We start from the raw sequence: 24,673 nt of genomic DNA, 5'->3' as shown, positions 1-24,673 counted from the left end.
CGTCGGCCGGTTCCTCAACAGGCAGAGCGGGAAGCCACATGCCCAGCAGCGCGGGTCCATCGATCGACACGATCACCGAGGGAGGACGGGTGACCCAGGTCGGCGAGGGTCAGGAGGCAGCGGAGAGCGCGCCGCCGATCATGACCTTCGGTGCTCCCACGGCGGGTGAAATCCTCGCCGAGCGGTACGAGCTGGTCGAGCACATCAACAATGACAGCGCCGGCCGGCTGGTGTGGCGCGGAGTCGACGTCGTGCTGCGCCGTCCCGTCGCGGTCGTGCTGCGCTACCCAGGCGGCGACTCGGCCACCGAGATGCTCCAGGCAGCCGTCGCGGCCAGCCGGGTGATCCACCCGAATCTGGTCGGCGTCTACGACGCCATCGACGAGGCCGAGCGGGCGTACGTGGTCCGCGAGTGGGTGGACGGGCAGTCCCTTCGGGAGATGGTCGCGGACGGCCCCCTCGACCCGGGCCGGACGACCGCGATCGGCAACGCGGTGGCCAGTGCGCTGGCCGCCGTGCACGCCACCGGCATGGTGCACGGCAACATGCACCCCGGCACCGTGATGATCAGCGAAGAGGGCCGGGTGGTGCTGGCCGACGCCCGCACCGACGGCGCCGACAGCCAGAACAACGATGTCCGGGCGATCGGCGGCATCCTCTACTTCGCCCTGACCGGACACTGGCCGCACGCCGAGGCTCCGCTGCACGGCGCCACCGCCGGGCACGGCCGGGCCGCCATCCCGGACGCCGTCCGCGACGCCAGCGGAGCGATCGCCGCGCCGAGGCAGGTCCGCGCCGGCGTGCCGGCCTACCTCGACGACCTGACGATGGATCTGCTCGACGCCGGGATCGCCCCACCCCCATCGGACGTGCTCGCGGCCGAACTGGGCCGGCTCGACATTCCGATCGAGGAGGAGTCGTACCTGGAGCCGGCCGGGCCGCTGCGGTTCGCCGCGGAGACCGGCGACGAGCCGTCCCCGCTGGCGTCGGTGGGCGGCCGGAAGGTCGCCATCGGCATCGCCGGCCTGCTGGCGGTCGCCCTGGTCGGCCTGCTCATCGGGATCAGCGCCCTGGGCGGGGACGACGAGCCCCCGCAGACCGAGCCGGTGGCCCGGCCGTCCAGCAGCGCCCCGCCCAGCGAGGCGGCCCCCGCCGCCACGCGCAAGCTCTCGCCGAGCGACGTGCGCATCATCGACCCGGACAGCAAGCTCCGCGACGAGCTGGGCGGCGCCGAGAAGGTGATCGACGGCAACCAGGACGAGGGCTGGGAGACCGACACCTACACCCAGTCGAAGTTTGGCAACCGCAAGAGCGGCATGGGGGTATGGATCGACCTCGGCGAGGAGCGCACGGTCAAGTCGGTGCAGGTGAACCTCTCCGCCACCGGGGCATCCGCCCAGCTCTTCGCCGGCACGACCGACCCGCCCTCCACCTCGGCCGGCGACAAGTCGCTGTTCACGAGCTACAAGAAGAATCCGGTCGGGCAGCCGTTCGAGGAGCACGACGGCACCACCATGACCTTCAACGGATTCGACGCCGACGCGAAGTACCGCTTCCTGCTGTTCTGGCTCACCGAGCTGCCCTCGAACGACCGGGGCTACCAGGTCGAGGTCCAGGAGATCACGGTCCAGGGGTCGTGAACCGACGACCGTCGACGGGTCGCCGCCCGGGGCGGGCGTGGTGATGGACGGCCACGGCGAGCGGACCACAGACGTACCGGTGGACGGCCAGCGCCGTCCGCCGGTCGCTGTTCCGACCGGCTCCGTCCCGGGCATCGGGCCGAGCGACGTGGAACTGCTCCGCGCCCACGTCGCCGGAGACAGGTACGCCTTCACCGAGCTCTTCCACCGGCACCGGGACCGGCTCTGGGCGGTGGCCCTGCGGACGATCGGCGACCGAGAGGAGGCCGCCGACGCGCTCCAGGACGCGCTGCTCTCCGCCCATCGCGCGGCAGCCCGTTTCCGGGGCGATTCCGCTGTCACCACCTGGCTGCACCGGATCGTGGTGAACGCCTGCCTGGACCGGATCCGTCGCCGGCAGGCGCACCCGACCGTTCCGCTGCCGGACGGGACGTACGGCCCCGACGACGGCCCGTCGACCGGCGGGGTGGAGCCGGCCGCCCCAGTCCAGGACCACGACACCGCTCTGGTGGTCCGCCAGGCCCTCGCCGAACTGCCGGTCGAGCAGCGGGCCGCGTTGGTGCTGGTGGACGTGCAGGGCTACCCCGTCGCCGAGGTGGCCCGGATCCTCGACGTCGCCGAAGGAACGGTCAAGAGCCGCTGCGCCCGGGGTCGCGCCCGCCTCGCCGTGGCCCTCGGCCACCTGCGAACGGGCGTCGTCCCCAGTGGGACGACCGACGAGCGCCCGAACCTCCGGTCCGGGCGGGTCGCCCCGCCGCAGGACGGGCGGGCGGGGACGCGCGGCCGGGACGCCGCCGCACCCGACGGCGGGAGCGTGGCCGGGCCGGACGTGCCCGTCGTCACCCGGGGGAACCCTCGGCAGGCGGGGGGCGTCCGATCTGGGTCGGGGCACTCCCGGCGCGACGCCAACCAGGAGGAATCGTGACGGCCGGGGGGTTCAGGGAGGTCGACCACGACCTGCTCGCCGACTACCTCGGCGGTGCGCTCGACAGCACGCCGGACGAGGCGGTCGTGGCCCGGCTGGTCGAGCAGGACCCGGCCTGGGCCGAGGCCCACGACGCGTTGGTGCCGGCCCTGGCCCGGGTCGGTGAGGACCTCGCGGCCTGGGCCGGTCCGACCCCCGAGATGCCGCTCGCGGTCGCCGACCGGATCGCCGCCGCGCTGGCCGGCGCCGGCCCGGGCACGCCCACCGCCCCCTCCACCGTGCCGGACGCCACGGACCGGGCCGACCCCGACCGCGCGACCGGCGTGCTGCCCGCGCTGGTCCCGACCCAGCCGTCGGGCGGCTCACGCCGGCCCGCCGGCGGGTCAGGGCCGACGACCGGGCGTACCGGGACCGCCGGTCCCGGCCGGCGCGGACGACGCTGGGCCCGGATCGCCGGGCCGGTGGCGCTGGCCACGGCGTCGGTGTTCGCCATCGGGCTGGGGCTCAACCGGTTCGTCACCGAAACCACGCAGTCCGACAGCGCGTCGACCACCGCGGCGAGCGAACCCGCCGGGGCTGTGCGGGGCGCGCAAGAATCGTTCCGTGCGGCCGGCACCCCGCAGCGCAGCGGCACCGACTGGACGCCGGAGGCCCTGGCCGCCGGGGCCCCCGGCGGGCCGCCGACCGGGCCGGCCAAGTCGTTGGGGCAGGGATCGGCGGGGCCGCCGGCCGTCGAGGGGGGACGCCTCCCGGCGGTTGATGGCCTCTACCGGCTCACCACACGGAGCGCCCTGGACTCCTGCCTCGCGGCGGTCAGCACCGAGCACGGGGCCGGTCCGCTCACCGTCGACCTGGTCGACTACGCCCGTTTCCGGGGCGACCCGGCGCTGGTGGTGCGCTTCGTCGACCCCTCCGGGGCGAGCTGGGCGTGGGTCAGCGGCCCGGAGTGCGGCGTACCCGGATCCGGGGCCGACACCCGCTACCGGGCGCGGGTAGGGTGAGGTCGCGGTGCGCCGGCCGGCGTGACCGGCCGGGCCCGGCGAGCCGGAATCGGCGTTGCCGTCCTTCCACGTGACCTGACCCACCGGATGACCGGCTCGGGAATCCCCACTTCGTACGATGGCGTTCTGCAAGTCAGGAGCCGGCGTCCGCGTGGCGGCGGCACTCAGACCGACATCGGTGTGCGCGCCGATGGCGACCACACACATCGGGAGACGGCAGTGGACGAGGTCCGCAACCTGATCATCATCGGCTCCGGGCCGGCCGGCTACACGGCGGCGGTCTATGCCGCGCGCGCCAACCTCAAGCCCCTGATCATCGAGGGCGTGCAGTCCGGTGGCGCACTGATGACGACGACCGAGGTGGAGAACTTCCCCGGGTTCGCCGACGGCATCCTCGGCCCCGAGCTGATGGACAACATGCGCAAGCAGGCCGAGCGGTTCGGGGCCGAGTTCCTCACCGACGACGTGACCCGGGTCGAGCTGAAGGACACCGGCAGCGTCGGCTCCGACGCGGTGAGCACCGTCTGGGTCGGCGAGACCGCATACCGGGCCAAGGCTGTCATCCTCTCCACCGGTTCGGCCTGGCGTCCTCTGGGCGTGCCGGGTGAGCAGGAGTACCTCGGCCACGGCGTCTCGTCCTGTGCCACCTGTGACGGCTTCTTCTTCCGCAACCAGCACATCGTGGTGGTTGGCGGCGGTGACTCGGCGATGGAGGAGGCCAGCTTCCTCACCCGGTTCGCCGAGTCGGTCACCATCATCCACCGGCGCGACTCGTTCCGGGCCAGCAAGATCATGGCCGATCGGGCGCTAAGCAACGACAAGATCAAGACCGAGTGGAACTCGGTGGTCGAGGAGGTCCTCGGCGCCGACGGCAAGGTCACCGGCGTACGGGTCCGCAACGTGCACAGCGGGGAGAGCAAGGTTCTCGACGTGACCGGCGTCTTCGTGGCGATCGGTCACGACCCGCGCAGCGAGCTGTTCCGCGACCAGGTCGAGCTGGACGACGAGGGCTACGTGAAGGTGCAGGCCCCGAGCACCCGGACCAGCATCCCGGGCGTGTTCGCGGCCGGTGACGTGGTCGACCACACCTACCGGCAGGCGATCACCGCCGCCGGCACGGGCTGCGCCGCCGCCCTGGACGCCGAGCGCTTCATCGCCACGATCCAGCCCTGAGCCGGCAGCACCAGCGACGCCGGCGCGGCGTTGCACCGAACGACGAATGAGTCGAACCGCAGTTCTGGAGGAGAGTCATAGTGGGAGCGACAAAGGCGGTCACCGACGCGAGCTTCGCCGTCGACGTGTTGAAGTCTGACAAACCGGTGCTCGTCGACTTCTGGGCCGAGTGGTGCGCGCCGTGCCGCAAGGTTTCGCCGCTGCTGGAGGAGATCGCCGGCGAGATGGGCGACCAGATCAGCATCGTGAAGCTCAACATCGACGAGAACCCGGAGACGGCCCGCGCCTACCGGGTGATGTCCGTGCCGACCCTGACCGTCTTCAAGGACGGCGAGCCGGTCCGGTCCATCGCCGGCGCCAAGCCGAAGGGCGAGCTGGTCAAGCTGATCCAGTCCGCGCTCTGACCGACGCGTTCCGAAACCCCCGCACCCCTCCCGGGTGCGGGGGTTTCGGGTTTCCGGCCCTTGACCTGCGCGGACACGGCACCTCGACGGGCCGGACCGCATAGCCTCAACCAGGGGGCGTCCGGTGGTCGGCCACGCCGCGCCCCGTCGCCGTCCGGGTCGTAGGCCCGCCTCCGGCGTCGCGGGACGACCGGCCGGCAACCGTGCGAAGGGGGTCGAGCGTGCGTCCGATCCGACCCGGTGACCGGGGACCGGCGGTGACCGAGATCCGCGGTGTGCTGACCGGCCTCGACCTGCTCCCCTCGGCGCCCACGGGCGACGACGACGATTTCGACGCCGCGACCGAGCGCGCGGTCCGGGCGTTCCAGCAGTCCCGGGGGCTCAGCGTGGACGGGCGGGTCGGCGCGGAGACGTGGCGCGCTCTGGACGCCGCCCGCTGGCGGCTCGGCGCGCGGACCCTGTACCACGCGGTGCCGGAGCCACTGATCGGCGAGGACGTCCGATCGTTGCAGGAACGCCTGCTGGAGATGGGGTACGACGTGGGTCGCGCCGACGCCATCTACGGCGTGCGCACCTCCCGGGCGGTGGCCCAGTTCCAGCGGGAGATGGGGCTCAAGCCCGACGGCTCCTGCGGCCCGTACACCATGGGGGCGCTGCGTCGCCTGGGGCGCAAGGTGGTGGGCGGACGGCCGCAGTGGCTGCGCGAGTCCGACGCGATCCGGCAGACCGGCCCGGCCCTGGTCGGCCGGATCGTGGTCATCGACCCGGGGCACGGCGGCACCGATCCGGGGGTGGTGGTGCCGGACGGACCACTGCGCTGGACCGAGTCCGACCTGGTACACGACCTGGCCAGCAGGCTGGAGGGGCGGCTCGCCGCTTCCGGGGTGCGGGTGCAGCTGACCCGGGGGCCGGCGCCGGGGAGCTGCCTGCCCGACGTGGAACGGGCGCAGCTGGCCAACTCCCTGGGCGCGGACGTGTTCATCTCGCTGCACACCGACGGGCACGCCAATCCGGAGGCCGAGGGCGTGGCGACCTACCACTACGGCACCGACAACGGGGTCACCTCGGCCACCGGTGAGCGGCTGGCCGGGCTGGTACAGCGGGAGATCGTGGCCCGGACGGGGCTGCGGGACTGCCGGACCCACGCCAAGACGTGGGACCTGCTCCGGCTGACCCGGATGCCGGCGGTACGGGTGGAGGTGGGCTACCTGACCTCCCCGGCGGACCGTGGGCGGCTGATCGACCCGTGCTTCCGGGACCGGATCGTCGAGGCGATCGTGGCCGCCGTCCAGCGGATGTACTTCCCGGTCGAACGGGACGTGCCCACCGGCTCGATCGACGTCAGCGAGCTGCGGGCGGCGGTCGCGGCCGGCCGGGTGGCGACTGCCTGATCCCGGCCGATCCGCTGCCCGAGCACTTGAGCGGGGCCGGCCCCGGACGTCCGCCTGCACGATTCCCGACCGGCCGGGACGTCCGCGCGGCGGTGACCGCGTTGGTGCGGCGTCAGCCGCTGGTGGAACGGGTGGCCGGGGCGGGCCGGACCGGCCGGAGCAGGGTCTCCGGGCTCATCGAGCCGAGCAGCTTCTCCAGGGCGTACTCGACGTCGGACTTCCAGCTCAGCGCGGTCCGCAGTTCCAACCGCAGCCGGGGATAGCGCGGGTGCGGGCGAACCGTCTTGAAGCCCACCGAGAGGAAGTAGTCGGCGGGGGCGACACAGCTGCCGGGCGGGTCGCCGTCGTCGCCGTACTTCGCGTCGCCGAACGCCTCGATCGCCTTGATCCCCCGCTTGGTGAGGTCCCGGGCCACGCCCTGTACGAGCATCCGGCCGAGCCCGCCACCGGCGAAGGGAGCGACCACGTACGCGGTCATCAGCAGCGCCGCGTCGGCGGAGACGGGCGAGGTCGGGAACGCCATCGCGCGGGGCACGTACGCCGGCGGCGCGTACATGACGAAGCCGGCGGGCATGCCGTCGACGTACGCGAGCTTGCCGCAGGAGCCCCACTCCAGCAGTGTCTGGGAGACCCAGGCCTCCTTCTCCAGCCCCGGGTCACCAGCCGCGCAGGCTCGGTCGGCGGACACCGGATCAAGCTCCCAGTAGACGCACTGCCGGCAGGTGCGGGGCAGGTCTTCGAGGGTGTCGAGGGTCAAGCTGACCAGACGTCGCGACATTGGCGCATCCCCACAATAGGCTCGGAGGCGAGACCGGCGCGCAACGACGCCGCCTCGGGCCCCCGACGAGCGATCGTACGCCGACTGACGACGCTACGGGAGGGGACGCGCGAATGCACCCGGGGTGTCCCGCCGGCCGGTCCACCGGTCCGGGATGTGGACTCGGGGGTCACGTCGTGGCACCGATCGTCGCCAACCGGACTACCATCGGGCATCTGCGTCCCGTGCCGCCATGGTCTGCGGCGTCCCGGGTAATCCGGGCAGGCGGGAGCCGCCCGACACGCGATCGAGGTGATGTCATGACCGGCACGACGCTCGACGACTACACCGACCGGTACGCCCGGCGCGTCCGGGGCATGACCGCCTCGGAGATCCGTGCGCTGTTCGCGGTGGCCAGCCGGCCGGAGGTGGTCTCCCTCGCCGGAGGCGCACCCTACATCGCCGCCCTGCCGCTGGACGCGGTGGGCGAGATGCTCGGCCGGCTCGGCTCCGAACACGGGGCCACCACCCTCCAGTACGGCATCGGCCAGGGCACCCTGGAGCTGCGCGAACGGATCTGCGAGGTGATGACCCTCTCCGGCATCGACGCGGCCTGCGGGGCGTCGCCGGAGGACGTGGTGGTCACCGTCGGCGGCCAGCAGGCGCTCGACCTGGTGGCCCGGCTCTTCCTCGACCCGGGTGACGTGGTGCTCGCCGAGGGGCCGACCTACGTCGGCGCGCTCGGGGTGTTCCAGGCCGCCCAGGCCCAGGTGGTGCACGTGCCGATGGACGACGACGGGCTGATCCCGGAGGCGCTGGAGGCCGCCGTCGCGGAGTTGGCCCGCGCCGGCCGGCGGGTGAAGTTCCTCTACACGATCCCGACGTACCAGAACCCGACGGGCGTGACGCTCAGCGAGGAACGACGCGAACGGGTGCTCGACATCTGCGAACGCGCCGGCCTGCTGGTGGTCGAGGACGACCCGTACGGTCAGCTCGGTTTCGAGGGCGACGCCCCGCGCCCGCTGCGGGCCCGCCGCCGCGACGGGGTGTTCTACCTGAGCACCTTCTCCAAGACCTTCGCCCCGGGGTTGCGGGTGGGCTGGATCCTGGCCCCGCACGCCGTGCGCGACAAGCTGGTGATCGCCAACGAGGCACAGATCCTCTGCCCCAGCGGGTACGCCCAGGCCGCCGTCTCGACCTACCTGGGCACGATGCCGTGGCGGGAGCAGCTCAAGGTCTACCGGGAGGTCTACCGAGAGCGCCGGGACGCGATGCTGGCGGCCCTGGACGACCTGATGCCCGCCGGCACCACCTGGACCAAGCCCGCCGGGGGCCTGTTCGTCTGGGCGACGCTGCCCGAGGGCCTCGACTCGAAGGCGATGATGCCACGGGCCATCGCGGCCCGGGTGGCGTACGTGCCCGGCACCGGCTTCTACGCCGACGGCACCGGCACCGGCAACATGCGGCTGAACTTCTCCTTCCCGTCACCCGAGCGGATCCGGGAGGGCGTACGGCGGCTGGCCGGCGTGATGGAGCAGGACATCGCCATGCGCCGGGTGTTCGGCACGGTCAACCGTCCCGAGGTGCGACGCGGGCAGGCCGGCGCGGACGCGCCGGGACCCGACTTGGCATGATTCCGGCATGGCTTCGACCCCTGCCGAGCGCATCACCGTGACCGACCCCGCCGCCGAGCCTCACGTGCTGGTGCTCGCCGGTGGGCTCTCCTACGAGCGGGACGTCTCCCTCCGGTCCGGCCGCCGGGTGCTCGACGCGCTCCGGGCCGTCGGGGTGGAGGCGGAGCTGCGGGACGCCGACATCGCCCTGCTGCCGGCGCTGGTCGCCGACCCGCCCGACGCCGTGGTGATCGCCCTGCACGGCGCCACCGGCGAGGACGGCTCGCTGCGCGGCGTGCTCGACCTCTGCGACGTCCCGTACGTCGGCTGTGACGCCCGCGCGTCCCGGCTGGCGTGGGACAAGCCGTCGGCCAAGGCGGTGCTTCGGGAGGCCGGCATCCCCACCCCCGACTGGGTGGCGCTGCCGCACGACCGATTCTCCGAGCTGGGCGCGGTGGCGGTGCTGGACAGGATCGTCGACCGGCTGGGCCTGCCGCTGATGGTGAAGCCGGCGCAGGGCGGTTCCGGGCTGGGCGCCGCCGTGGTCCGGGAGGCGGCGTCGCTGCCGGCCGCGATGGTCGGCTGTTTCGCGTACGACTCGACGGCGCTCGTCGAGCGGTACGTCCCCGGGATGGACGTGGCCGTCTCGGTGGTCGACCTCGGGGAGGGGCCGCAGGCGCTGCCCGCCGTGGAGATCGTGCCCCGCAACGGCGTGTACGACTACGCGGCCCGGTACACCGCCGGCCGGACCACCTGGCACGCTCCTGCCCGGCTGGGCCCGGAGGTCGCGGCTGCGGTGGCCGAGGTGGCCGTGGCCGCGCACACCGCGCTCGGGCTGCGCGACCTGTCCCGGGTTGACCTCATCGTGGACGCGAAAGGCCAGCCGCACGTTCTGGAGGTCAACGTCTCGCCGGGGATGACGGAGACGTCACTGCTGCCGCTCGCGGTGCAGGCCGCCGGGCTGGACTTCGGCCGGCTGCTCGGGTCGCTGGTGAGCCGGGCCGCCGCCCGTCCCGCCTGACCTTCCCGCGCGCCTGACCTTCCCGCACCTGGCTTTCGCGCGCGCCTGGGCCTTGCCCACACCTGGCCTTCCCTCGCGTCGGTCCGCTGTGCGGTGTCAGTGGTGTCCGGGCTCACCGGTCGGCTTGTCGGTCGACGGGGCGGCGGCATCCTCCCCGCCGACCGGCTCCGGGATCTCCTCGGCCGCTTCGATCACCCCGATCGTGTCGTCCTCGACCGGGGCGGGGGCGGACGACTGCGCGGCGATACTCGACGGCGCCTGCCACTGGATGCGGGGCGGCTCGGCCAGCGGGCGGCCGCCGAAATCGGCCAGCCAGGCGGCCACCAGGGCCAGGTTCTCCCGCCACTGTTCCTCGGAGATGGGCGGAAGGATCGAGTCCCACAGCGACAGGAACGTGCCCCGAAGCTGGAGTCGCCCGTACGGCCGGGCCAGGAACCACAGGTGCAGGTGGGCGGACCCATCACCCCAACGGTTGACGTGGACCCGCGCGACGCCGTCGAGGGAGCGGATGGCCCGTTCCAGCCGGACCGTCATCACGCCCAGTTCGGCGGCGAGGAGGTTGGGCAGGTCGCCGAGGTCGAGATGGGAACGGGCCTCCAGGATCAGCACCATCGGTAGCCCGGTCGGCCGGTCCATGGCCCGAACCCGCCAACGCTCGCCGACCCAGATGTACGCGTCGTCCGGCGCACCACACGCCGCGCATTCCTGAGCTCCCTCGCCCTTGCGCGGGGGTTCCACCTCGACCGGGGCGTCGAGGTGCTTGACCTGAAGGTCGCCTTCGAAGGGGAAAGAGGGCCAGGAGGTGAAATCGGGAACTGAGGGAGGGGTGTCGTGCACGACGCTGACCCTAACCGAGCGAGCCACGGCTGTCCCTACCTGATTCGCCCACCCTCGGGTACGCCGGGCCGGCCACAGCCGCTCGCCCCCGCTCCGGTCAGCCCGCTCCGGCTCGACAACGCATCGGCTATCCACACGTTATCCACAGGCCCCCGAGGCCATCACCACCCCCCGTCATCCACAGGCTGGCACCGCGTTTCACGCGGGGTTTCACGTGAAACGGGGGGTGCCTGTGGAAAACCGCTGTGGATAACTTGGCGGCTCGGCAGCAAAGTTGTACACAGCCCACCAGTTCCCTCGTACCTAACGAACCGGGGAGCGATGGGTCGCTGTCCCAGCCACCAGAATGTGAGCACTTCGAGGCCCAGTCGGGGGCGCGCGGGACGAGTAGAGGGGGTGTTCTGGTGGGCGAGGTCTATCGCGGTGCTGCGGCCGGGCGCGGGACCGGGCCGCCACGACGCTACCTCGCGACCGGTCGACCCTCCGGCCTCCGCTGGCCCCATAGGTGCCGCCCGCCGTGACCCGCTCCGCCCCGACACGCTGACCTTCGTGGCTTGGTCCCGGCTCGGTGGCTACTCCCCGAAGGAACAGGTCGCTGGAGGGGAGGGCAGGGTCGGCCGGAATACCACCGCGTCGCCTCCGGCGGCCGGGCAGAGCCCGGCGCGACAGCGAACTAGAAGTCCGGCACCGCGGCGGGCGTCGAGCCGGCCGGGGCCCACGAGCGAGCCCGATGACATGGCACCACACGGTGCGCCCGTCCGACCTAGCGCAGCTCCCAGGGACCGGACCGGCTGTGTACGCCGCCCGGACGCACACCGCGCCGGGCGTCCGCTGCGTTCCGCCCGCCCTGCTTCCTGTTCGTCGGCCCCGTCCGGTTCCACGTGAAACCGGACGGTGGCGATCCGATTAGCGCCGGTCTGCACGGGCTGACGGAACCGAGCGCGCCGGCGCCGCCGACTCTCGCCCTCTCGTGGCCGCCCGTACTGGCCGGACGCCGGGCCTTCGGCTCTGGTCCCGATCTCCGCTCCACCGCCGGCGCCCAGCTCTATCCCTCAGTCCGGCCCCCTCGGTCCGGCCCCCTCATTCCGGCCCCCCGGTCCGGCCCCCTCGGCCATGCTCGCTCTGCTGCGAGTTCTGCTCCTTGGCAAACAACATGTTGTCGCTTCTCGCCCTCGGCCGGTCCGGCCCGGAGCCACGGCAGCGCGTCCCGCCCGCTTCCGGTCGCCTCCGCCGCCGGGTCCGGCTGCGTGGCACCACCGCGCCGCCGTCGACCGATGCGACTCACCCGTCGAAGGCGCACCGTAGGAGCCCGTTTCACGTGAAACGGGCCCTCCTTCTCGCGGGCGGCGCTTGTTCCCGCAGGCGAACCTGCGTCCAGTGGCAGGGCCTGGGCGGTCGCGGCGGCGAAGATTGGCTCCGTCCGCGGCGGGCTGCCTCGTCGTGAACGGGATGGCGTGGGACGGTGGCGGTCGCCGGGACGCCCGTTCGCGCCCTTCAGTCCGCACATCGATGGCAGCGGAGCCACGGGTGTGGGCGCGTTGGCGGGCGGCATACAGGCCGCGCTTGGAGAGGGCGAGAGGGCGGTGTGGTCGCAGGCTCCGGCGGGCTCCCCCTGGCCGGATGCCTGACGGCAACCCGTTGGGCGGAGTAGACGTTTCACGTGGAACGTCGCCCCGGGGCGCTACCGGGCCACGATTGGATCTGAGCCGCCGCGTCGTCACCCCTACCGTCAGGGCGGGCTTCCTGCCGGTCCTGGGGCCTCGTGATTGAGCCCGGCCACCCCGGAGCCGCGTCACACCGATCATGCCCGCAGGAGCCCGTACAGAGGGCTGATCTGCCGTCCGCGTTCGGAACCCCGCGTTGCCTCGTTCACCGGCCACCTGGTCCCGCCATCGCGAGGCTCAGCCCCGCAACACGCGCACCGGCTTCTCCTCAGGAATCCACATGCTCGCCTCGGTCCACGCCGAGTACCACCGGACGGGCAGGTTCGAGTCGACCCGGAGCCGCTGCGGCGAGAATGACCGTAGCCGGCCGCCTGCTGCGGTTGTTGCGGGGCCTGTGCTTACGGTGGCGCCTCCCGTACCGGGAGGGGCCGAAAAACAATCCGGCCGCGCCGTCCTGCACGGATGGCGCGGCCGGGGTCCAATCCGGGTCAGTCCTCGGCTTCCTCCTGGCCGACCCCGATCATGCCGACGATCCTTTCGAGGTCGTCGACCGTGGCGAACTCGATCGTGATCTTGCCCTTGTTGCGCCCGATGTCCACCTTCACGCGGGTGTCGAACCGGTCGGAGAGCCGGTCCGCAAGATCGTTCAGGGCGGGAGCGTGCGGCTTGGTCCGCCGCTTCGCGGCGGGGCTCTTGGCCGGGCCCTCCGCCAGCGCGAGCGCAACGATCTCCTCGGTGGCCCGGACGGACAGCCCTTCGGCGACGATACGCAGCGCCAGCTGCTCCTGGGCCTCCGCCTCGTCCAGGCTCAGCAGTGCCCGGGCGTGACCGGCGGAGAGCACCCCGGCAGCGACCCGCCGCTGCACCGGGGCGGGCAGGTTCAGCAGCCGGATGGTGTTGGAGATCTGCGGTCGGCTGCGGCCGATCCGCCGGGCCAGTTCCTCGTGGGTCGCGCCGAACTCCTCCAGCAGTTGCTGGTAGGCGGCGGCCTCCTCCAGGGGGTTGAGGTTGGCCCGATGGATGTTCTCCAACAGCGCGTCCCGGAGCATGGCGTCATCGCGGGTGTCCCGGATGATCGCCGGGATGTTCTCCCGACCGACCGCTTGTGCGGCCCGCCACCGGCGCTCGCCCATGACGAGTTCGTACTTCTCGCCGTCCAGCGCCCGCACCACGATCGGCTGGAGGAAACCGACCTCCTGGATGGAGGTCTTCAGTTCCTCCAGCGCCTCCTCGTCGAAGACCTGGCGGGGCTGCTTCGGATTGGGCATGATCGCGTCGACCGGGATCTCGGCGAACCGGGCGCCCGGCACCGGGCTGAGCTGAAGCTCGGGCTCCGTCGACTCGGGCCCTGTCAGTTCGGACTCGGTCACCACCGGCTCCGGTACCGCCATCGGTTCGGTCGCTGTGGGCCCGGCGATCGCAGGCGGAACCTGGGCGGCGCGTTCACCGACCTCAGGCGTCGCCGTCATCGTTCCGGCGGGCTGGACCGGACCGGTGGGAATCAGGGCACCGAGACCCCGACCCAGACCGCCCCGAGGACGGTTCTTCATACGACGCCTCCCAGCGACTCGTCCGCACTACACATTCCGGCTCACCGGTGCCTTGACCCCACGCTCGGCGATTTCCTGGGCGGCCTCGAAATAGCTCGTCGCCCCCCGTGAACCGGGATCGTAGGTCACCACCGACTGGCCGTAGCTCGGAGCCTCCGAGACGCGGACGTTCCGGGGGATGACCGCCTGGAGCACCTTGTCGCCGAAGTGGTTCCGGACGTCCTGCTCCACCGCGTCGGCCAGCCGGGTACGCCGGTCGTACATGGTGAGCAGGATGGTGGAAACCTCCAGCCTCGGGTTGAGGTGCTGGCGGACCAGATTGATGTTGTTGATCAACTGGTTGAGCCCTTCCAGCGCGTAGTACTCGCACTGGATCGGGATCAGCACCTCCTGCGCGGCCACCAGCGCGTTGACGGTGAGCAGGCCGAGCGAAGGCGGGCAGTCGATAAAGACGTAGTCGAAGTGCCCGGGGTAGGCGGCGATTGCCCGGACCAGGCGAGACTCCCGGGCAACCACCGACACCAGCTCGATTTCGGCGCCGGCCAGGTCGATCGTGGCCGGCACGCACCACAGGTTGGGGATGCCCTCGACGCCCTGGGCCACCTCCTCCAGCGGCACGCTGTTGATCAAGCAGTCGTAGACGTCCGGGACCCCGGTATGGTGCGGGACGCTCAGCCCGGTCGACGCGTTGCCCTGCGGGTCGAGGTCGACCACGAGGACCCGGTTTCCGTGCAGGGCGAGCGCCACCGCCAGGTTCACCGTGGTCGTGGTCTTACCCACGCCGCCCTTCTGGTTGGCGACGCACATCACCCGGGTCCGCTCGGGGCGGGGCATGGTCACCTCGCCACTCGGATTAAGGATCTGCACGGCGCGCATAGCCTCCATAGCCAACGGTGGGTCATCCTCTTCGCGCGTCGGGGTTTCACGTGAAACGTACGCGGCATCCGCCGGATCGGCCCCGAAGGCCCCGGCCGGCGGCACCGGCGTGTCGGCAGAAACAGCGACTCCAGGGGTCGCATCGGGCACCGCACCGGGTGCGGGATGTCGGGGGACAGCAGCTACGGCCGAGGGCGACGGCTCGAACCGGACGGGCACGGCGGTGTCGCGCTGTTCCGCCGCGGCGCGCTTGGCGACGGCCAGGTCATCGGGGTGGCTCGCACCGTAGACCGTGCCGGCCCTTCCCACGGAATGCGGGGTGCCGCCCGAGCCGGTCGGCGCGTCGCGGCGAGCCGCTGGACCGCAGTCGGCTGACGGCGAGCCCGGGTCCGAGCGGTGGGTGGCCCGATCACGCTGGTCGGTTTCACGTGAAACGGGGTCGGCCGCGGAGTGTTCCCCGCGACCGGTCGTCACCCGTGGATCGTCGTACCTGCCGTCGTCATGCACCTGTCATCCCTGCCCGCTCCGGATGGTCGGTCCGCACCCCGTCGTCTTGGCCACGCTCGTCGCACCACAGAGAGCCTACGGCCCGGCGGAGGCGGCCGGGGTCCCCCGGGGCGCAGATGCCGCCCGCACCATCACTGTCGACGCGCGGCCAGCCTACGGCGGACAGGCGCGGCCGGTCCACGTCGGGTTCTTCAGAACCACCGCACGCCCGTCTCACTATCAACGACGCGACCTGCGGTGGGAAGCCGGCGGAGATTCAGGGGAGTCGGATCAGCGACCCCGGCGCGACCCACCACGCGTCCGCTTCGCCGCAGGCTTGGCCCTCGCCTGGTTCACGACCCGCTCCCGGACGATCTCCACCACCGTCGCGGGCGGCTCGATCACCCCGACCCCGCAGTGGTGCACCTTGGGCTCGCCCCCGCCCAGTTTGGCAACCGCCTTGGCATGCTCGGCGATCTCGTCGCCGGCGGACGATCCCTTCACCGCCAACAGGCGTCCGCCGGGCACCACCAGCGGCAGACACCAGGCGGAGAGCCGATCGAGTGGGGCCACCGCTCGCGCGGTGACGATCTCCGCGCGGAACGGCCCGACACCGGTGGATCCCGTTGACGCCTCCTCCGCCCGGCCCCGGAACACCCGAACGGCCTTCGTCAGACCCAGCCTTTCGACAACCTCGACGAGGAACGAGGTACGCCGGGCCAGCGGCTCCACCAGCGTCACGGTCAGGTCGGGGCGCGCGATCGCGAGTACCAGGCCGGGCAGACCAGCGCCGGAACCGACGTCCAGCACCGACGCGCCCTCCGGGATGCGCTCCGCGACCGCGGCGCAGTTCAGCAGGTGCCGTTCCCAGATCCGTGGTGCCTCGCGCGGCCCGATCAGGCCCCGGAGCACGCCATCGGTGGCGAGCACCTCCGCATACGCGGCGGCGAGGTCGAGCCGGTCGCCGAAGAGAGAGCGCGCCGCCTCGGCCAACTCCGGCGGCAACGCCGCAACGGCCGGGTCCGACCCGTCGGTGAAATCCAGCCCGACGTCCGCGCCCGGCGCGTCGCTCGGTTCCGACACGTCGTTCCGATCTGACACGTCGCTCGGGTCCAGCACTTTGCCAGGGTCCGGCACTTCGGTCCGATCTGACACGTCGCTTGGGCCCGGCACGTCGTTAGGGTCCGGCACGTCGGCGTGTCGACGGGACCCGACAGGCGACGGCCCGGGCGGCGTGCCACCCGGGCCGGTCACGGCCTCAGCCGTGGTGTCGTCGTGTGTCACCCGATCAGTCCGCCGGCTGGACGATGATGCGGCGGTTCGGCTCGACGCCCTCGGACTCGCTCTCCACCCCGCTCATCGCGTTGACGACGTCGTGGACGCACTTACGCTCGAACGCGGACATCGGCTCCAGCCGCACCGGCTCGCCGTACTCCTTGACCTTCTCCACCGCGTTCTTGGCGACGGCGGCGAGCTCCTTGCGGCGGTTGGCCCGGTAGCCACCGACGTCGAGCAACAGCCGGCTCGGGGTGCCGGTCTGCCGGAACACCGCCAGCCGGGCCAGCTCCTGGAGCGCCTCCACAGTGGCACCGCGCTGACCGACCAGGCTCTGCAGCCCGTCGCCGACCACCTCGACTACCGGGCGGCCACCGGACACCAGCTCGTCGATGTCCCCGTCGTAGTCGAGGATGTCGAGCAGCCCCTCGACGTAGTCGGCCGCGATCTCGCTCTGCCGGAACAGCTCGCTCTCGGCCGGTGCCTTCTTCTCCCGCGTGCCCGAGCCGGCCTCGCCCTCCTCCGCCTCGGTGTCGTCGGTGGCCTCGATCGGTGCGCTCTCCTCGTCCACGGACTGGTCAGCGCTGGGGATGCTGGTCTCGGTCACGGTCTCATCTCCGTACTCGCTCGGCCGGACCGTCGGGTCCGCTGGTTTCCCGGGTCCGGCGGGAGATCGCCGGTGCCCTGGGCACGTCTGTACGGGCCACTCTCGCCCGTGTCCGCGCTGGGCGCGGCGGTTCCGGCCCGGCGCCTGCCTTGGGGGCGGCTGCCAGGGGGCCGGTTCCGTCCGTCGCCGGCCGGGCCGGCGACGGACGGCGGGAGGATCAGCCCTGACGCTTGGCCGGGCCGCCCTTCTTCGGGTTGGCCGGCTTGGCGCCCGGCTTGGGGCCGGCGACCTTCGGGGCGGACGGGGCCTGCTTGACCGGGGCCGGGGCGGCCTTGCGGCCGAGCAGCCCGCCGGTCTTCTTGGCCGGCTGGACCGGCCCGCGGGACGCGGGGGCACCGGGGCGGCCCGGGGTGGGCGGCGGCGGGTACTTGCGCAGCACCCACTGCTGCTGGCCGAGGGTGAACATGTTGTTGGTGACCCAGTAGATGATCACACCGATCGGGAAGATCGCACCCGAGACGAGCAGCGACAGCGGGATGCCGTAGAGCATCAGGCGCTGGATCATCTTCTGCTGCGGGTCCTCCGCCCAGCCGGTCTTGAGGATCATCTGCCGGCTGGTGAGGTAGGTGGTGCCCATCATGATCAGAACCAGGATGCCGGCGATCACCTTCACGGTGGTGCCGTTGGCGTTCAGCGCCGCCAGCTCGTCAGCGGTGGATCCGAACTTGCCGGCGATCGGGGCGGTGAAGATCTTGGCGCTGGAGGCGCTGTTGAACTGTTCGACCGCCCAGCCGTAGAGGGTCTTGTTGTTCTCGCTCTTCCCCGGGTCGAGGCGGCGCAGCACGTGGAAGAGACCGAGGAAGACCGGGATCTGGAGGAACATCGGAAGGCAGCCCATGAGCGGGTTGGCCTTTTCCTTCCGATAGAGCTCCATCATCTCTTTCTGGAGCGTCTCCCGGTCACCCTTGTGCTTCTCCTGGAGCTCCTTCACCTTGGGCTGGAGCGCCTGCATGGCCCGCTGGGACTTGATCTGCTTGACGAAGACGGGGAACAGGATCACCCGGACGGTGACCACCAGGAAGACGATGGCCAGGATCCAGGACCAGTTCGTACCGATCACCGAGTTGACCGGCACGCCGATGGCATCCCAGGCCGAGTGCCAGGTCAGCAGGATCCACGAGATCGCGTAGTAGATCCAGTCCAGACTGAACAATTCTCAGGCTCCAGTCACATCGGCACGGCGGCGACCGCCCGGCTCGGGCACCGGGTCGTATCCACCTGGGTGAAAGGGGTGACAGCGCGACAACCGCAGGACCGTCAGGCCGACTCCCCGGAGCGCGCCGTGCCGGGAGACCGCCTCGAGGGCGTATGCACTGCACGATGGGTAGAACCGACAGCGGGCCGGCAGCGCCGGGCTGATCCAACGACGGTACGCGACGATGGGCCAGGTCAGCACCCGGGCACCCGGGCTCGTCGGCCGTGGCGCGGCGGAACCGCTGCTCATCGGGACCGCCGCCCCCGGGGTGTGCGGGCGGTGGCGAGCGCCCCGTCGAGGTCGGCCCCGAGCCGGGCGTACGACGCCTCGGCTGCGGCCGGCAACGCGCGTACCACCAGGATGCTGCCGGCCGGCAGGGCCGACAGCCGCTCGCGGACCAGATGCCGCAGCCGACGCCGCACCGTGTTACGTACCACGGCGGGGCCGACGGCCTTGGACACGACGAAGCCGGCGCGGGTCGGTACGGAGGTTTCCTCCGCACCGGGGGTCCGCGCCGGCTTCGGCGAGGTATCGATGGTGGGGCCGGGTGTGGCGGGCAGCGTCAGGTGGACGACGAGCGAGCCTCGGCCGGCTCGACGGCCAGCCCGGACCGCTGCGGCGAAGTCGCTGCTGCGCCGCAGTCGTTGCGCGGCCGCCAGCACGACTGCCCACGTCCCCCGGACCGGACCGGTCGGCCTCAGGCCGACAGGCGGGTGCGGCCCTTGGAACGACGGGTCGAGAGGATGGCGCGGCCGGCCCGGGTGCGCATGCGCAGCCGGAAGCCGTGGGTCTTCGCGCGCCGGCGGTTGTTCGGCTGGTAGGTGCGCTTGCTCACGTCAGGCTCTCCGTTTTCATACGCCCCGCGCGTAGGCCCGCAGGGGTCGTGTGGTGGTCCAGGCCACCCTCGGCGGTGGCCCCGATCGGTGCTGCCCGAGGGCGCGGGACCCCGATTATGCGGGGAGGACGACCGCGGACAGCAAGCACGCACCACCCTAGCAGAGGGCGGTAGAGCAGCCGCTCCAGCCTACGCAGGGGGGCAATGACCGTCAAACACCTCGTACGACGGCCCCGCCAGGCCGCGAGCGCGACCGAAGCGGTGGTTTTCACTGATGCCGACAAGGGTGCCACGCGGTGACGGTTGATGGGCCCCGCCCCCCGCTGTTAGCGTGCGCGTTTGCGGTCCGCGCCGGCAGCCGATTGGCGTCGGCAGGCAAGACCGGACAAGGTAGTGAATCGTTCGGCACGGTGGAACCCGCTTCAGCGCCCGCCCAGACAGGGGGCAGGTCCGACCCGCGTCCGGCGGGAGGCCACAATCGGTCGGTACACAGGCTGTGGATAACTTGTGGATAACGACGACCGGTCAGCCGTTCGGGCTGGACCAGCGGCGGTCGGGAGCAGAGGCGAGGGGGTGGCACGACGGTGGCCGGTACTACCGACCTTGCCGCGGTGTGGACCGCGACCACGGACGAGCTCGCCGATGAGATCATCTCCGCGCAGCAACGCGCGTACCTGCGGCTCACCCGCCTCCGCGCGATCGTGGAGGACACCGCACTGCTCTCCGTCCCGGACGCGTTCACCCGCGACGTGATCGAGTCCCGGCTGCGGCCCGCCATCACCGAGGCGCTGACCCGGCGGCTCGGCCGGCCGATCCAGGTGGCCGTCACCGTTCGGGTGGCCGAGGACGCGGGCGGACGCCCGGCGGGCACGGTCTACCGCAGCGCCCCCGATGCCGACGGCCCGCCCGGCTTCGACGGCCCGCCCGGCTTCGACGGCCCGCCCGGCTTCGACGCCCGCGGCTACGACGGGCAGGGAGCGGACCGGCACGAGCCGGAGCCCGGCTTCCCCGCCCCCGGGTACCCGGACCGGGGTGAGCAGGCCCACGCCGGCCGCGGCCGACCGGCCGGTTCCGGGCGCGAGGACACCGGCTACCCGGAGCGCGACACGTCGGAGCACCCGTCGGAGGATGACGCCCCCGCGCGCTCCGACGGTCACCGGCCGGGGCTGGTGCCGGCCAGCCGGGACGCCCAGGAACCGCTGTTCAGCGCCGCTTTCGCCGAACCACCTTCGCCGGGCCGGCGCGGCTACGAGGGGCGCTCGGGTGCCGACAGCCGGCCCTACGAGCCCCGGTACCGCGACGCCGGACCGGCGAGCGGCCCACGGCTGCCCCGCGACGGCGCGACGGACAGCGGTCCGGGGCGCAGCGTCGCGGATCACCGGCCCGGCGGCCGGGACGACCGGCGGCCCGGCGGCGCGGAGGCCGGCGGGAACCGGCTCAACCCGAAGTACATGTTCGAGACGTTCGTCATCGGCTCGTCCAACCGGTTCGCGCACGCCGCCTCGGTCGCGGTGGCCGAGTCGCCCGCGAAGGCGTACAACCCGCTGTTCATCTACGGCAGTTCCGGGCTGGGGAAGACCCACCTGCTGCACGCCATCGGGCATTACGCCACCACGCTCGGCAACGCACGCTCGGTCCGGTACGTCTCGACCGAGGAGTTCACCAACGACTTCATCAACTCGCTGCGGGACGACAAGACCAGCGCGTTCCAGCGCCGCTACCGCGACGTCGACATCCTGCTGATCGACGACATCCAGTTCCTGGAGAACCGCGAGCGGACCCAGGAGGAGTTCTTCCACACCTTCAACACCCTGCACAACGCCAACAAGCAGATCGTGATCACCTCAGACCGGTCACCGAAGCAGCTCGCCACGCTGGAGGACCGGCTGCGGACCCGGTTCGAGTGGGGGTTGCTGGCTGACATCCAGCCACCGGACCTGGAGACCCGGATCGCGATCCTGCAGAAGAAGGCGGCCCAGGAGCGGCTGTACGCCCCGCCGGACGTGCTGGAGTTCATCGCCTCGCGGGTGTCGAACTCGATCCGGGAGTTGGAGGGTGCGCTGATCCGGGTCACCGCGTTCGCCAGCCTCACCCGGTCGACCGTGGAACTCTCGCTGGCCGAGGAGGTGCTGCGGGACTTCATCCCCGACGGTGCCGGCCCCGAGATCACCGCTGACCAGATCATGGTCTCCACCGCCGACTACTTCGGGGTCAGCCTGGAGGACCTGCGCGGGCACTCCCGGTCCCGGGTGCTGGTCAACGCCCGCCAGGTGGCCATGTACCTGTGCCGCGAGCTGACCGACCTGTCGTTGCCCCGGATCGGGCAGGCGTTCGGGGGCCGGGACCACACCACCGTCATGCACGCCGACCGGAAGATCCGTCAGCAGATGGCGGAGCGCCGCTCGCTCTACAACCAGATCGCCGAGCTGACCAACCGGATCAAGCAGACCACCTGAGCCGTACGCCCGCCGCCTACCCGCGGCGTGAGCATCCGACGCCCGGCCGGACCCGGCCGGGCGTTCGCGCGTTCGGAGGCGGGTGACCCCGGACACATTCCGCCCGACGGTTCCGTTGTCCACAGGGCGTCCCCGTGCGGTTCGGGCTGGACCCTCGACCGGGTTGAGGCCACAGAATCGGGCGATGCCCGTCCACCAGCGCTGCTCGTTGTCCACAGCCGCCGCCGGTTTTCCACAGCCGGTTTTCCACAGCCGGTGGAAAACTACCGTCCGCCCCGAGCCGGTTACCCACAGGCTGTGGAAAACCCTGGGGACGAGGCTGTGGACGCCTGGGGACAACGCAGACGTTGTCCACCGATCTGAGAGGCCCTGTGGATTTCCTGTTGAAGGTTCTGGGGACGACGGCGGTCCGAGCGGGTCGGGCCGTCCACAGGTCTGGGGAGAAAGTCGGTGGATAACCGGTGGATAACCGGTGGACGGCTGTGGAGAACTGGGCGCTCCCGGACGGCCTGTGGATCGCGGGGCCGGTTGTACCCCCGGTTCTCCACAGCCAATCCACCGGTGGATAACCTACCTGACCTGCCCAGACGTCGGTTTTCCACAGTTTCCACAGGTGCGATGAAGACGATGAGTTTCTTCTTCTAAGAGAACAAAAACCAATCATCACCGTTGGACTTCCTGTGGATCGGGTCGGAACGGCCGGGGACAGCCCGTCCGGCACCGACACGATCCGCGGGGTCGGGCGCACAGCCGATGCCCCCGCGCCCTAAGGTGCGATGGGTACCCGCACGGTCGGGCGGGACGGTAGGCAGCGGTCGGCATGAGAGAGTTGTCGCTGACGTCGACGCGGAGGCATTGATGAAGTTCCGAGTAGAGCGCGACGCGCTCGCCGAGGCCGTGGCGTGGACCGCGAAGAGCCTGCCCAGCAGGCCGTCCGTACCGGTGCTGGCCGGCGTGATGCTCCGGGTCACCGACGGCAACCTGCAGGTCTCCGGCTTCGACTACGAGGTCTCCAGCCAGGTGACCGTCGAGGTGCAGGGCGACGCCGACGGTGCCGCGCTGGTCTCCGGGCGGCTGCTCGCCGAGATCACCAAGGCGCTTCCGGCCAAGCCGGTCGACATCGCCGCAGTAGGCGCGCATCTGGAACTGGTTTGCGGCAGTGCCCGGTTCACCCTGCCCACCATGCCGGTGGAGGACTACCCCGCCCTCCCGGAGATGCCGGAGAGCGCCGGCACTGTCGACGCTGCGGCGTTCGCCGCCGCCGTTGCCCAGGTCGCCGTGGCCGCCGGCCGGGACGAGACCCTGCCGATGATGACCGGTGTCCGGATCGAGCTCTCCGGCGGCAACCTGGCCATGCTCGCCACCGACCGGTACCGCCTCGCCCTACGCGAGATGGAGTGGAACCCGGACAACCCCGAGGTGAGCATCAACGCCCTCGTGCCGGCCCGGACCCTGCACGACACCGCCAAGGCCCTCGGCCCGCTCGGCGGCCAGGTCACCATGGCGCTTTCCCAGGGCGCAGCCGGCGAGGGCATGATCGGTTTCTCCGGCGGCACCCGGCGCACCACCAGCCGGCTGCTCGACGGCGCGAACTACCCGCCGGTCCGCTCGCTGTTCCCGAGCAGCCACAACGCCGAGGCCCGGGTGGCGGTGAGCACCCTGATCGAGGTCGTGAAGCGGGTGGCCCTGGTCGCCGAGCGCACCACCCCGGTGCTGCTCAGCTTCAGCTCCGACGGGCTCGTCGTCGAGGCAGGCGGCACCGAGGAGGCCCGGGCAAGCGAGGCCATGGACGCCACCTTCACCGGTGAGGCGCTGACCATCGGCTTCAACCCGCAGTACCTGATCGACGGCCTGAACAACCTGGGTGCCCAGTTCGCGCTGCTCACGTTCGTCGACGCGTTCAAGCCGGCGGTGATTTCCCCCGCAGGCGAGGATGGTGAGGTCGTCTCGGGGTACCGGTACCTGATCATGCCGATCCGCGTCTCCCGCTGATCGCACACTTCTTGATCCAGACGCACCGGAGGTAGGAACAGATGCAGCTCGGCCTGGTAGGACTCGGCCGGATGGGCGGCAACATGCGTGAGCGTTTGCGCGCCGCCGGGCACGAGGTGGTCGGCTACGACCGCAACGCGGAGCTGAGCGACGCCGCGAGCCTGGCCGAGCTGGTCGACAAGCTCGACGCGCCCCGCGCCGTCTGGGTGATGGTCCCGGCCGGCGTCACCGACACGACCATCGACGACCTCGCCGGCGTGCTCGGCGCGGGCGACATCATCATCGACGGCGGCAACTCCCGGTTCAGCGACGACGGGCCCCGCGCCGAGCGGCTCGCGGAGCAGGGCATCGGCTACCTCGACGTCGGCGTCTCCGGCGGCGTCTGGGGCAAGCAGAACGGGTACGGCCTGATGGTCGGCGGCGCGCAGGAGCACGTCGACCGGCTGCTGCCGATCTTCGAGGCGCTCAAGCCGGCCGGCGAGTTCGGCTTCGTGCACGCCGGCCCGGTCGGTGCCGGCCACTACGCCAAGATGGTGCACAACGGCATCGAGTACGGCCTGATGCACGCCTACGCCGAGGGCTACGAGCTGCTTGCCAAGTCGGAGATCGTGACCAACGTGCCGGGCGTGTTCAAGTCCTGGCGCGAGGGCACCGTCGTCCGCTCCTGGCTGCTCGACCTGCTCGACCGCGCCCTCGACGAGGACCCGGAGCTGGCCGAGCTGAGCGGCTACACCGAGGACACCGGCGAGGGCCGGTGGACGGTCGACGAGGCAGTCCGGCTGGCTGTGCCGTTGAACGTCATCACCGCGTCGCTGTTCGCCCGGTTCGCCTCGCGGCAGGACGACTCGCCCGCGATGAAGGCCGTCGCCGCGCTGCGCCAGCAGTTCGGCGGGCACGCCGTCCACAAGCGCTGAG

General features: G+C 71.8%; 21 protein-coding genes. 11 read left to right on the top strand and 10 right to left on the bottom strand.

Annotated elements, in window-relative coordinates:
• Positions 1 to 38 precede the first annotated feature (38 nt).
• The 6 genes from ACFYZF_RS18980 to ACFYZF_RS18955 all read left to right on the top strand — a co-directional run bounded on the left by ACFYZF_RS18980 (position 39) and on the right by ACFYZF_RS18955 (position 6,534).
• Positions 39 to 1,640, top strand: a complete 1,602-nt coding sequence (locus ACFYZF_RS18980; RefSeq protein ID WP_387022312.1) for a protein kinase family protein — start codon at positions 39 to 41, stop codon at positions 1,638 to 1,640.
• 43 nt (positions 1,641 to 1,683) lie between these two features.
• Positions 1,684 to 2,565, top strand: a complete 882-nt coding sequence (gene sigM / locus ACFYZF_RS18975) for an RNA polymerase sigma factor SigM (RefSeq protein ID WP_387022778.1) — start codon at positions 1,684 to 1,686, stop codon at positions 2,563 to 2,565.
• On the top strand, positions 2,562 to 3,566 hold the full coding sequence (locus ACFYZF_RS18970) for a hypothetical protein (protein ID WP_387022309.1): 1,005 nt from the start codon (positions 2,562 to 2,564) through the stop codon (positions 3,564 to 3,566). Before sigM ends, ACFYZF_RS18970 begins: the two co-directional genes overlap by 4 nt.
• A 219-nt stretch (positions 3,567 to 3,785) precedes the next feature.
• A complete protein-coding gene (gene trxB / locus ACFYZF_RS18965) occupies positions 3,786 to 4,739 on the top strand; it encodes a thioredoxin-disulfide reductase (protein WP_387022306.1) in 954 nt (317 codons plus the stop codon).
• A gap of 80 nt (positions 4,740 to 4,819) precedes the next feature.
• The gene (gene trxA / locus ACFYZF_RS18960) at positions 4,820 to 5,143 is read left to right on the top strand and encodes a thioredoxin (protein ID WP_161688721.1); all 324 of its coding nucleotides are present in this window, start codon (positions 4,820 to 4,822) and stop codon (positions 5,141 to 5,143) included.
• Between the two features lie 221 nt (positions 5,144 to 5,364).
• Positions 5,365 to 6,534: an N-acetylmuramoyl-L-alanine amidase gene (locus ACFYZF_RS18955; protein ID WP_387022302.1), complete on the top strand. Its 1,170-nt coding sequence runs from the start codon at positions 5,365 to 5,367 to the stop codon at positions 6,532 to 6,534.
• Between the two features lie 112 nt (positions 6,535 to 6,646).
• On the opposite strand, the gene ACFYZF_RS18950 is transcribed toward ACFYZF_RS18955, so the two are convergent.
• Positions 6,647 to 7,312, bottom strand: a complete 666-nt coding sequence (locus ACFYZF_RS18950; RefSeq protein ID WP_387022299.1) for a GNAT family N-acetyltransferase — start codon at positions 7,310 to 7,312, stop codon at positions 6,647 to 6,649.
• A 299-nt stretch (positions 7,313 to 7,611) separates the two neighbouring features.
• On the opposite strand from ACFYZF_RS18950, the gene ACFYZF_RS18945 reads away from it, so the two are divergent.
• Together ACFYZF_RS18945 and ACFYZF_RS18940 are read left to right on the top strand one after the other, a co-directional pair.
• The gene (locus ACFYZF_RS18945) at positions 7,612 to 8,925 is read left to right on the top strand and encodes a PLP-dependent aminotransferase family protein (protein ID WP_387022296.1); all 1,314 of its coding nucleotides are present in this window, start codon (positions 7,612 to 7,614) and stop codon (positions 8,923 to 8,925) included.
• A gap of 7 nt (positions 8,926 to 8,932) precedes the next feature.
• Complete coding sequence (locus ACFYZF_RS18940; RefSeq protein WP_387022293.1) at positions 8,933 to 9,925, top strand: D-alanine--D-alanine ligase; 993 nt, start codon at positions 8,933 to 8,935, stop codon at positions 9,923 to 9,925.
• Positions 9,926 to 10,021: 96 nt separating this feature from the next.
• Here ACFYZF_RS18940 and ACFYZF_RS18935 read toward each other — a convergent pair whose 3' ends face one another.
• From ACFYZF_RS18935 to rpmH, 9 genes are all read right to left on the bottom strand, one after another.
• Positions 10,022 to 10,762, bottom strand: a complete 741-nt coding sequence (locus tag ACFYZF_RS18935; RefSeq protein ID WP_387022291.1) for a hypothetical protein — start codon at positions 10,760 to 10,762, stop codon at positions 10,022 to 10,024.
• Positions 10,763 to 12,914: 2,152 nt separating this feature from the next.
• A complete protein-coding gene (locus tag ACFYZF_RS18930; protein WP_387022288.1) occupies positions 12,915 to 13,976 on the bottom strand; it encodes a ParB/RepB/Spo0J family partition protein in 1,062 nt (353 codons plus the stop codon).
• Between the two features lie 27 nt (positions 13,977 to 14,003).
• Positions 14,004 to 15,359, bottom strand: a complete 1,356-nt coding sequence (locus ACFYZF_RS18925; RefSeq protein WP_387022285.1) for an AAA family ATPase — start codon at positions 15,357 to 15,359, stop codon at positions 14,004 to 14,006.
• Positions 15,360 to 15,629: 270 nt separating this feature from the next.
• Complete coding sequence (gene rsmG, locus ACFYZF_RS18920) at positions 15,630 to 16,382, bottom strand: 16S rRNA (guanine(527)-N(7))-methyltransferase RsmG (RefSeq protein WP_387022776.1); 753 nt, start codon at positions 16,380 to 16,382, stop codon at positions 15,630 to 15,632.
• A gap of 244 nt (positions 16,383 to 16,626) precedes the next feature.
• Positions 16,627 to 17,220, bottom strand: coding sequence for a protein jag (locus ACFYZF_RS18915; protein WP_387022282.1), 594 nt, complete (start codon positions 17,218 to 17,220; stop codon positions 16,627 to 16,629).
• Between the two features lie 217 nt (positions 17,221 to 17,437).
• The gene (yidC, locus tag ACFYZF_RS18910) at positions 17,438 to 18,433 is read right to left on the bottom strand and encodes a membrane protein insertase YidC (RefSeq protein ID WP_387022280.1); all 996 of its coding nucleotides are present in this window, start codon (positions 18,431 to 18,433) and stop codon (positions 17,438 to 17,440) included.
• Positions 18,434 to 18,436: 3 nt separating this feature from the next.
• Positions 18,437 to 18,724: a membrane protein insertion efficiency factor YidD gene (gene yidD, locus ACFYZF_RS18905; protein ID WP_387022277.1), complete on the bottom strand. Its 288-nt coding sequence runs from the start codon at positions 18,722 to 18,724 to the stop codon at positions 18,437 to 18,439.
• The gene (gene rnpA, locus ACFYZF_RS18900; RefSeq protein ID WP_387022274.1) at positions 18,721 to 19,137 is read right to left on the bottom strand and encodes a ribonuclease P protein component; all 417 of its coding nucleotides are present in this window, start codon (positions 19,135 to 19,137) and stop codon (positions 18,721 to 18,723) included. Before rnpA ends, yidD begins: the two co-directional genes overlap by 4 nt.
• Positions 19,138 to 19,172: 35 nt before the next feature.
• Positions 19,173 to 19,310, bottom strand: coding sequence for a 50S ribosomal protein L34 (gene rpmH / locus ACFYZF_RS18895; protein ID WP_088959667.1), 138 nt, complete (start codon positions 19,308 to 19,310; stop codon positions 19,173 to 19,175).
• Between the two features lie 584 nt (positions 19,311 to 19,894).
• Between rpmH and dnaA the strand changes: the two genes are divergently transcribed.
• The 3 genes from dnaA to gnd all read left to right on the top strand — a co-directional run bounded on the left by dnaA (position 19,895) and on the right by gnd (position 24,672).
• On the top strand, positions 19,895 to 21,766 hold the full coding sequence (gene dnaA / locus ACFYZF_RS18890) for a chromosomal replication initiator protein DnaA (RefSeq protein WP_387022271.1): 1,872 nt from the start codon (positions 19,895 to 19,897) through the stop codon (positions 21,764 to 21,766).
• A gap of 858 nt (positions 21,767 to 22,624) precedes the next feature.
• Complete coding sequence (gene dnaN, locus ACFYZF_RS18885; RefSeq protein WP_387022268.1) at positions 22,625 to 23,758, top strand: DNA polymerase III subunit beta; 1,134 nt, start codon at positions 22,625 to 22,627, stop codon at positions 23,756 to 23,758.
• Positions 23,759 to 23,799: 41 nt separating this feature from the next.
• Positions 23,800 to 24,672: a phosphogluconate dehydrogenase (NAD(+)-dependent, decarboxylating) gene (gene gnd, locus ACFYZF_RS18880; RefSeq protein ID WP_387022265.1), complete on the top strand. Its 873-nt coding sequence runs from the start codon at positions 23,800 to 23,802 to the stop codon at positions 24,670 to 24,672.
• Position 24,673: the final 1 nt, after the last annotated feature.

The sequence above is a fragment of the Micromonospora sp. NPDC001898 genome (assembly GCF_042891255.1).
Taxonomy (GTDB): domain Bacteria; phylum Actinomycetota; class Actinomycetes; order Mycobacteriales; family Micromonosporaceae; genus Micromonospora.
Note: the sequence above shows the minus strand (reverse complement) of the source record. Positions and strands in the feature narration are given on the sequence as shown.

Excerpts from the sequence above, each read along its gene's own strand:
- dnaN (WP_387022268.1), top strand. The coding sequence starts at position 22,625 with ATGAAGTTCCGAGTAGAGCGCGACGCGCTCGCCGAGGCCGTGGCGTGG.
- ACFYZF_RS18945 (WP_387022296.1), top strand. The coding sequence starts at position 7,612 with ATGACCGGCACGACGCTCGACGACTACACCGACCGGTACGCCCGGCGC.
- sigM (WP_387022778.1), top strand. The coding sequence starts at position 1,684 with ATGGACGGCCACGGCGAGCGGACCACAGACGTACCGGTGGACGGCCAG.
- gnd (WP_387022265.1), top strand. The coding sequence starts at position 23,800 with ATGCAGCTCGGCCTGGTAGGACTCGGCCGGATGGGCGGCAACATGCGT.
- ACFYZF_RS18930 (WP_387022288.1), bottom strand. The coding sequence starts at position 13,976 with ATGAAGAACCGTCCTCGGGGCGGTCTGGGTCGGGGTCTCGGTGCCCTG.
- yidD (WP_387022277.1), bottom strand. The coding sequence starts at position 18,724 with ATGAGCAGCGGTTCCGCCGCGCCACGGCCGACGAGCCCGGGTGCCCGG.
- ACFYZF_RS18940 (WP_387022293.1), top strand. The coding sequence starts at position 8,933 with ATGGCTTCGACCCCTGCCGAGCGCATCACCGTGACCGACCCCGCCGCC.
- ACFYZF_RS18980 (WP_387022312.1), top strand. The coding sequence starts at position 39 with ATGCCCAGCAGCGCGGGTCCATCGATCGACACGATCACCGAGGGAGGA.
- ACFYZF_RS18950 (WP_387022299.1), bottom strand. The coding sequence starts at position 7,312 with ATGTCGCGACGTCTGGTCAGCTTGACCCTCGACACCCTCGAAGACCTG.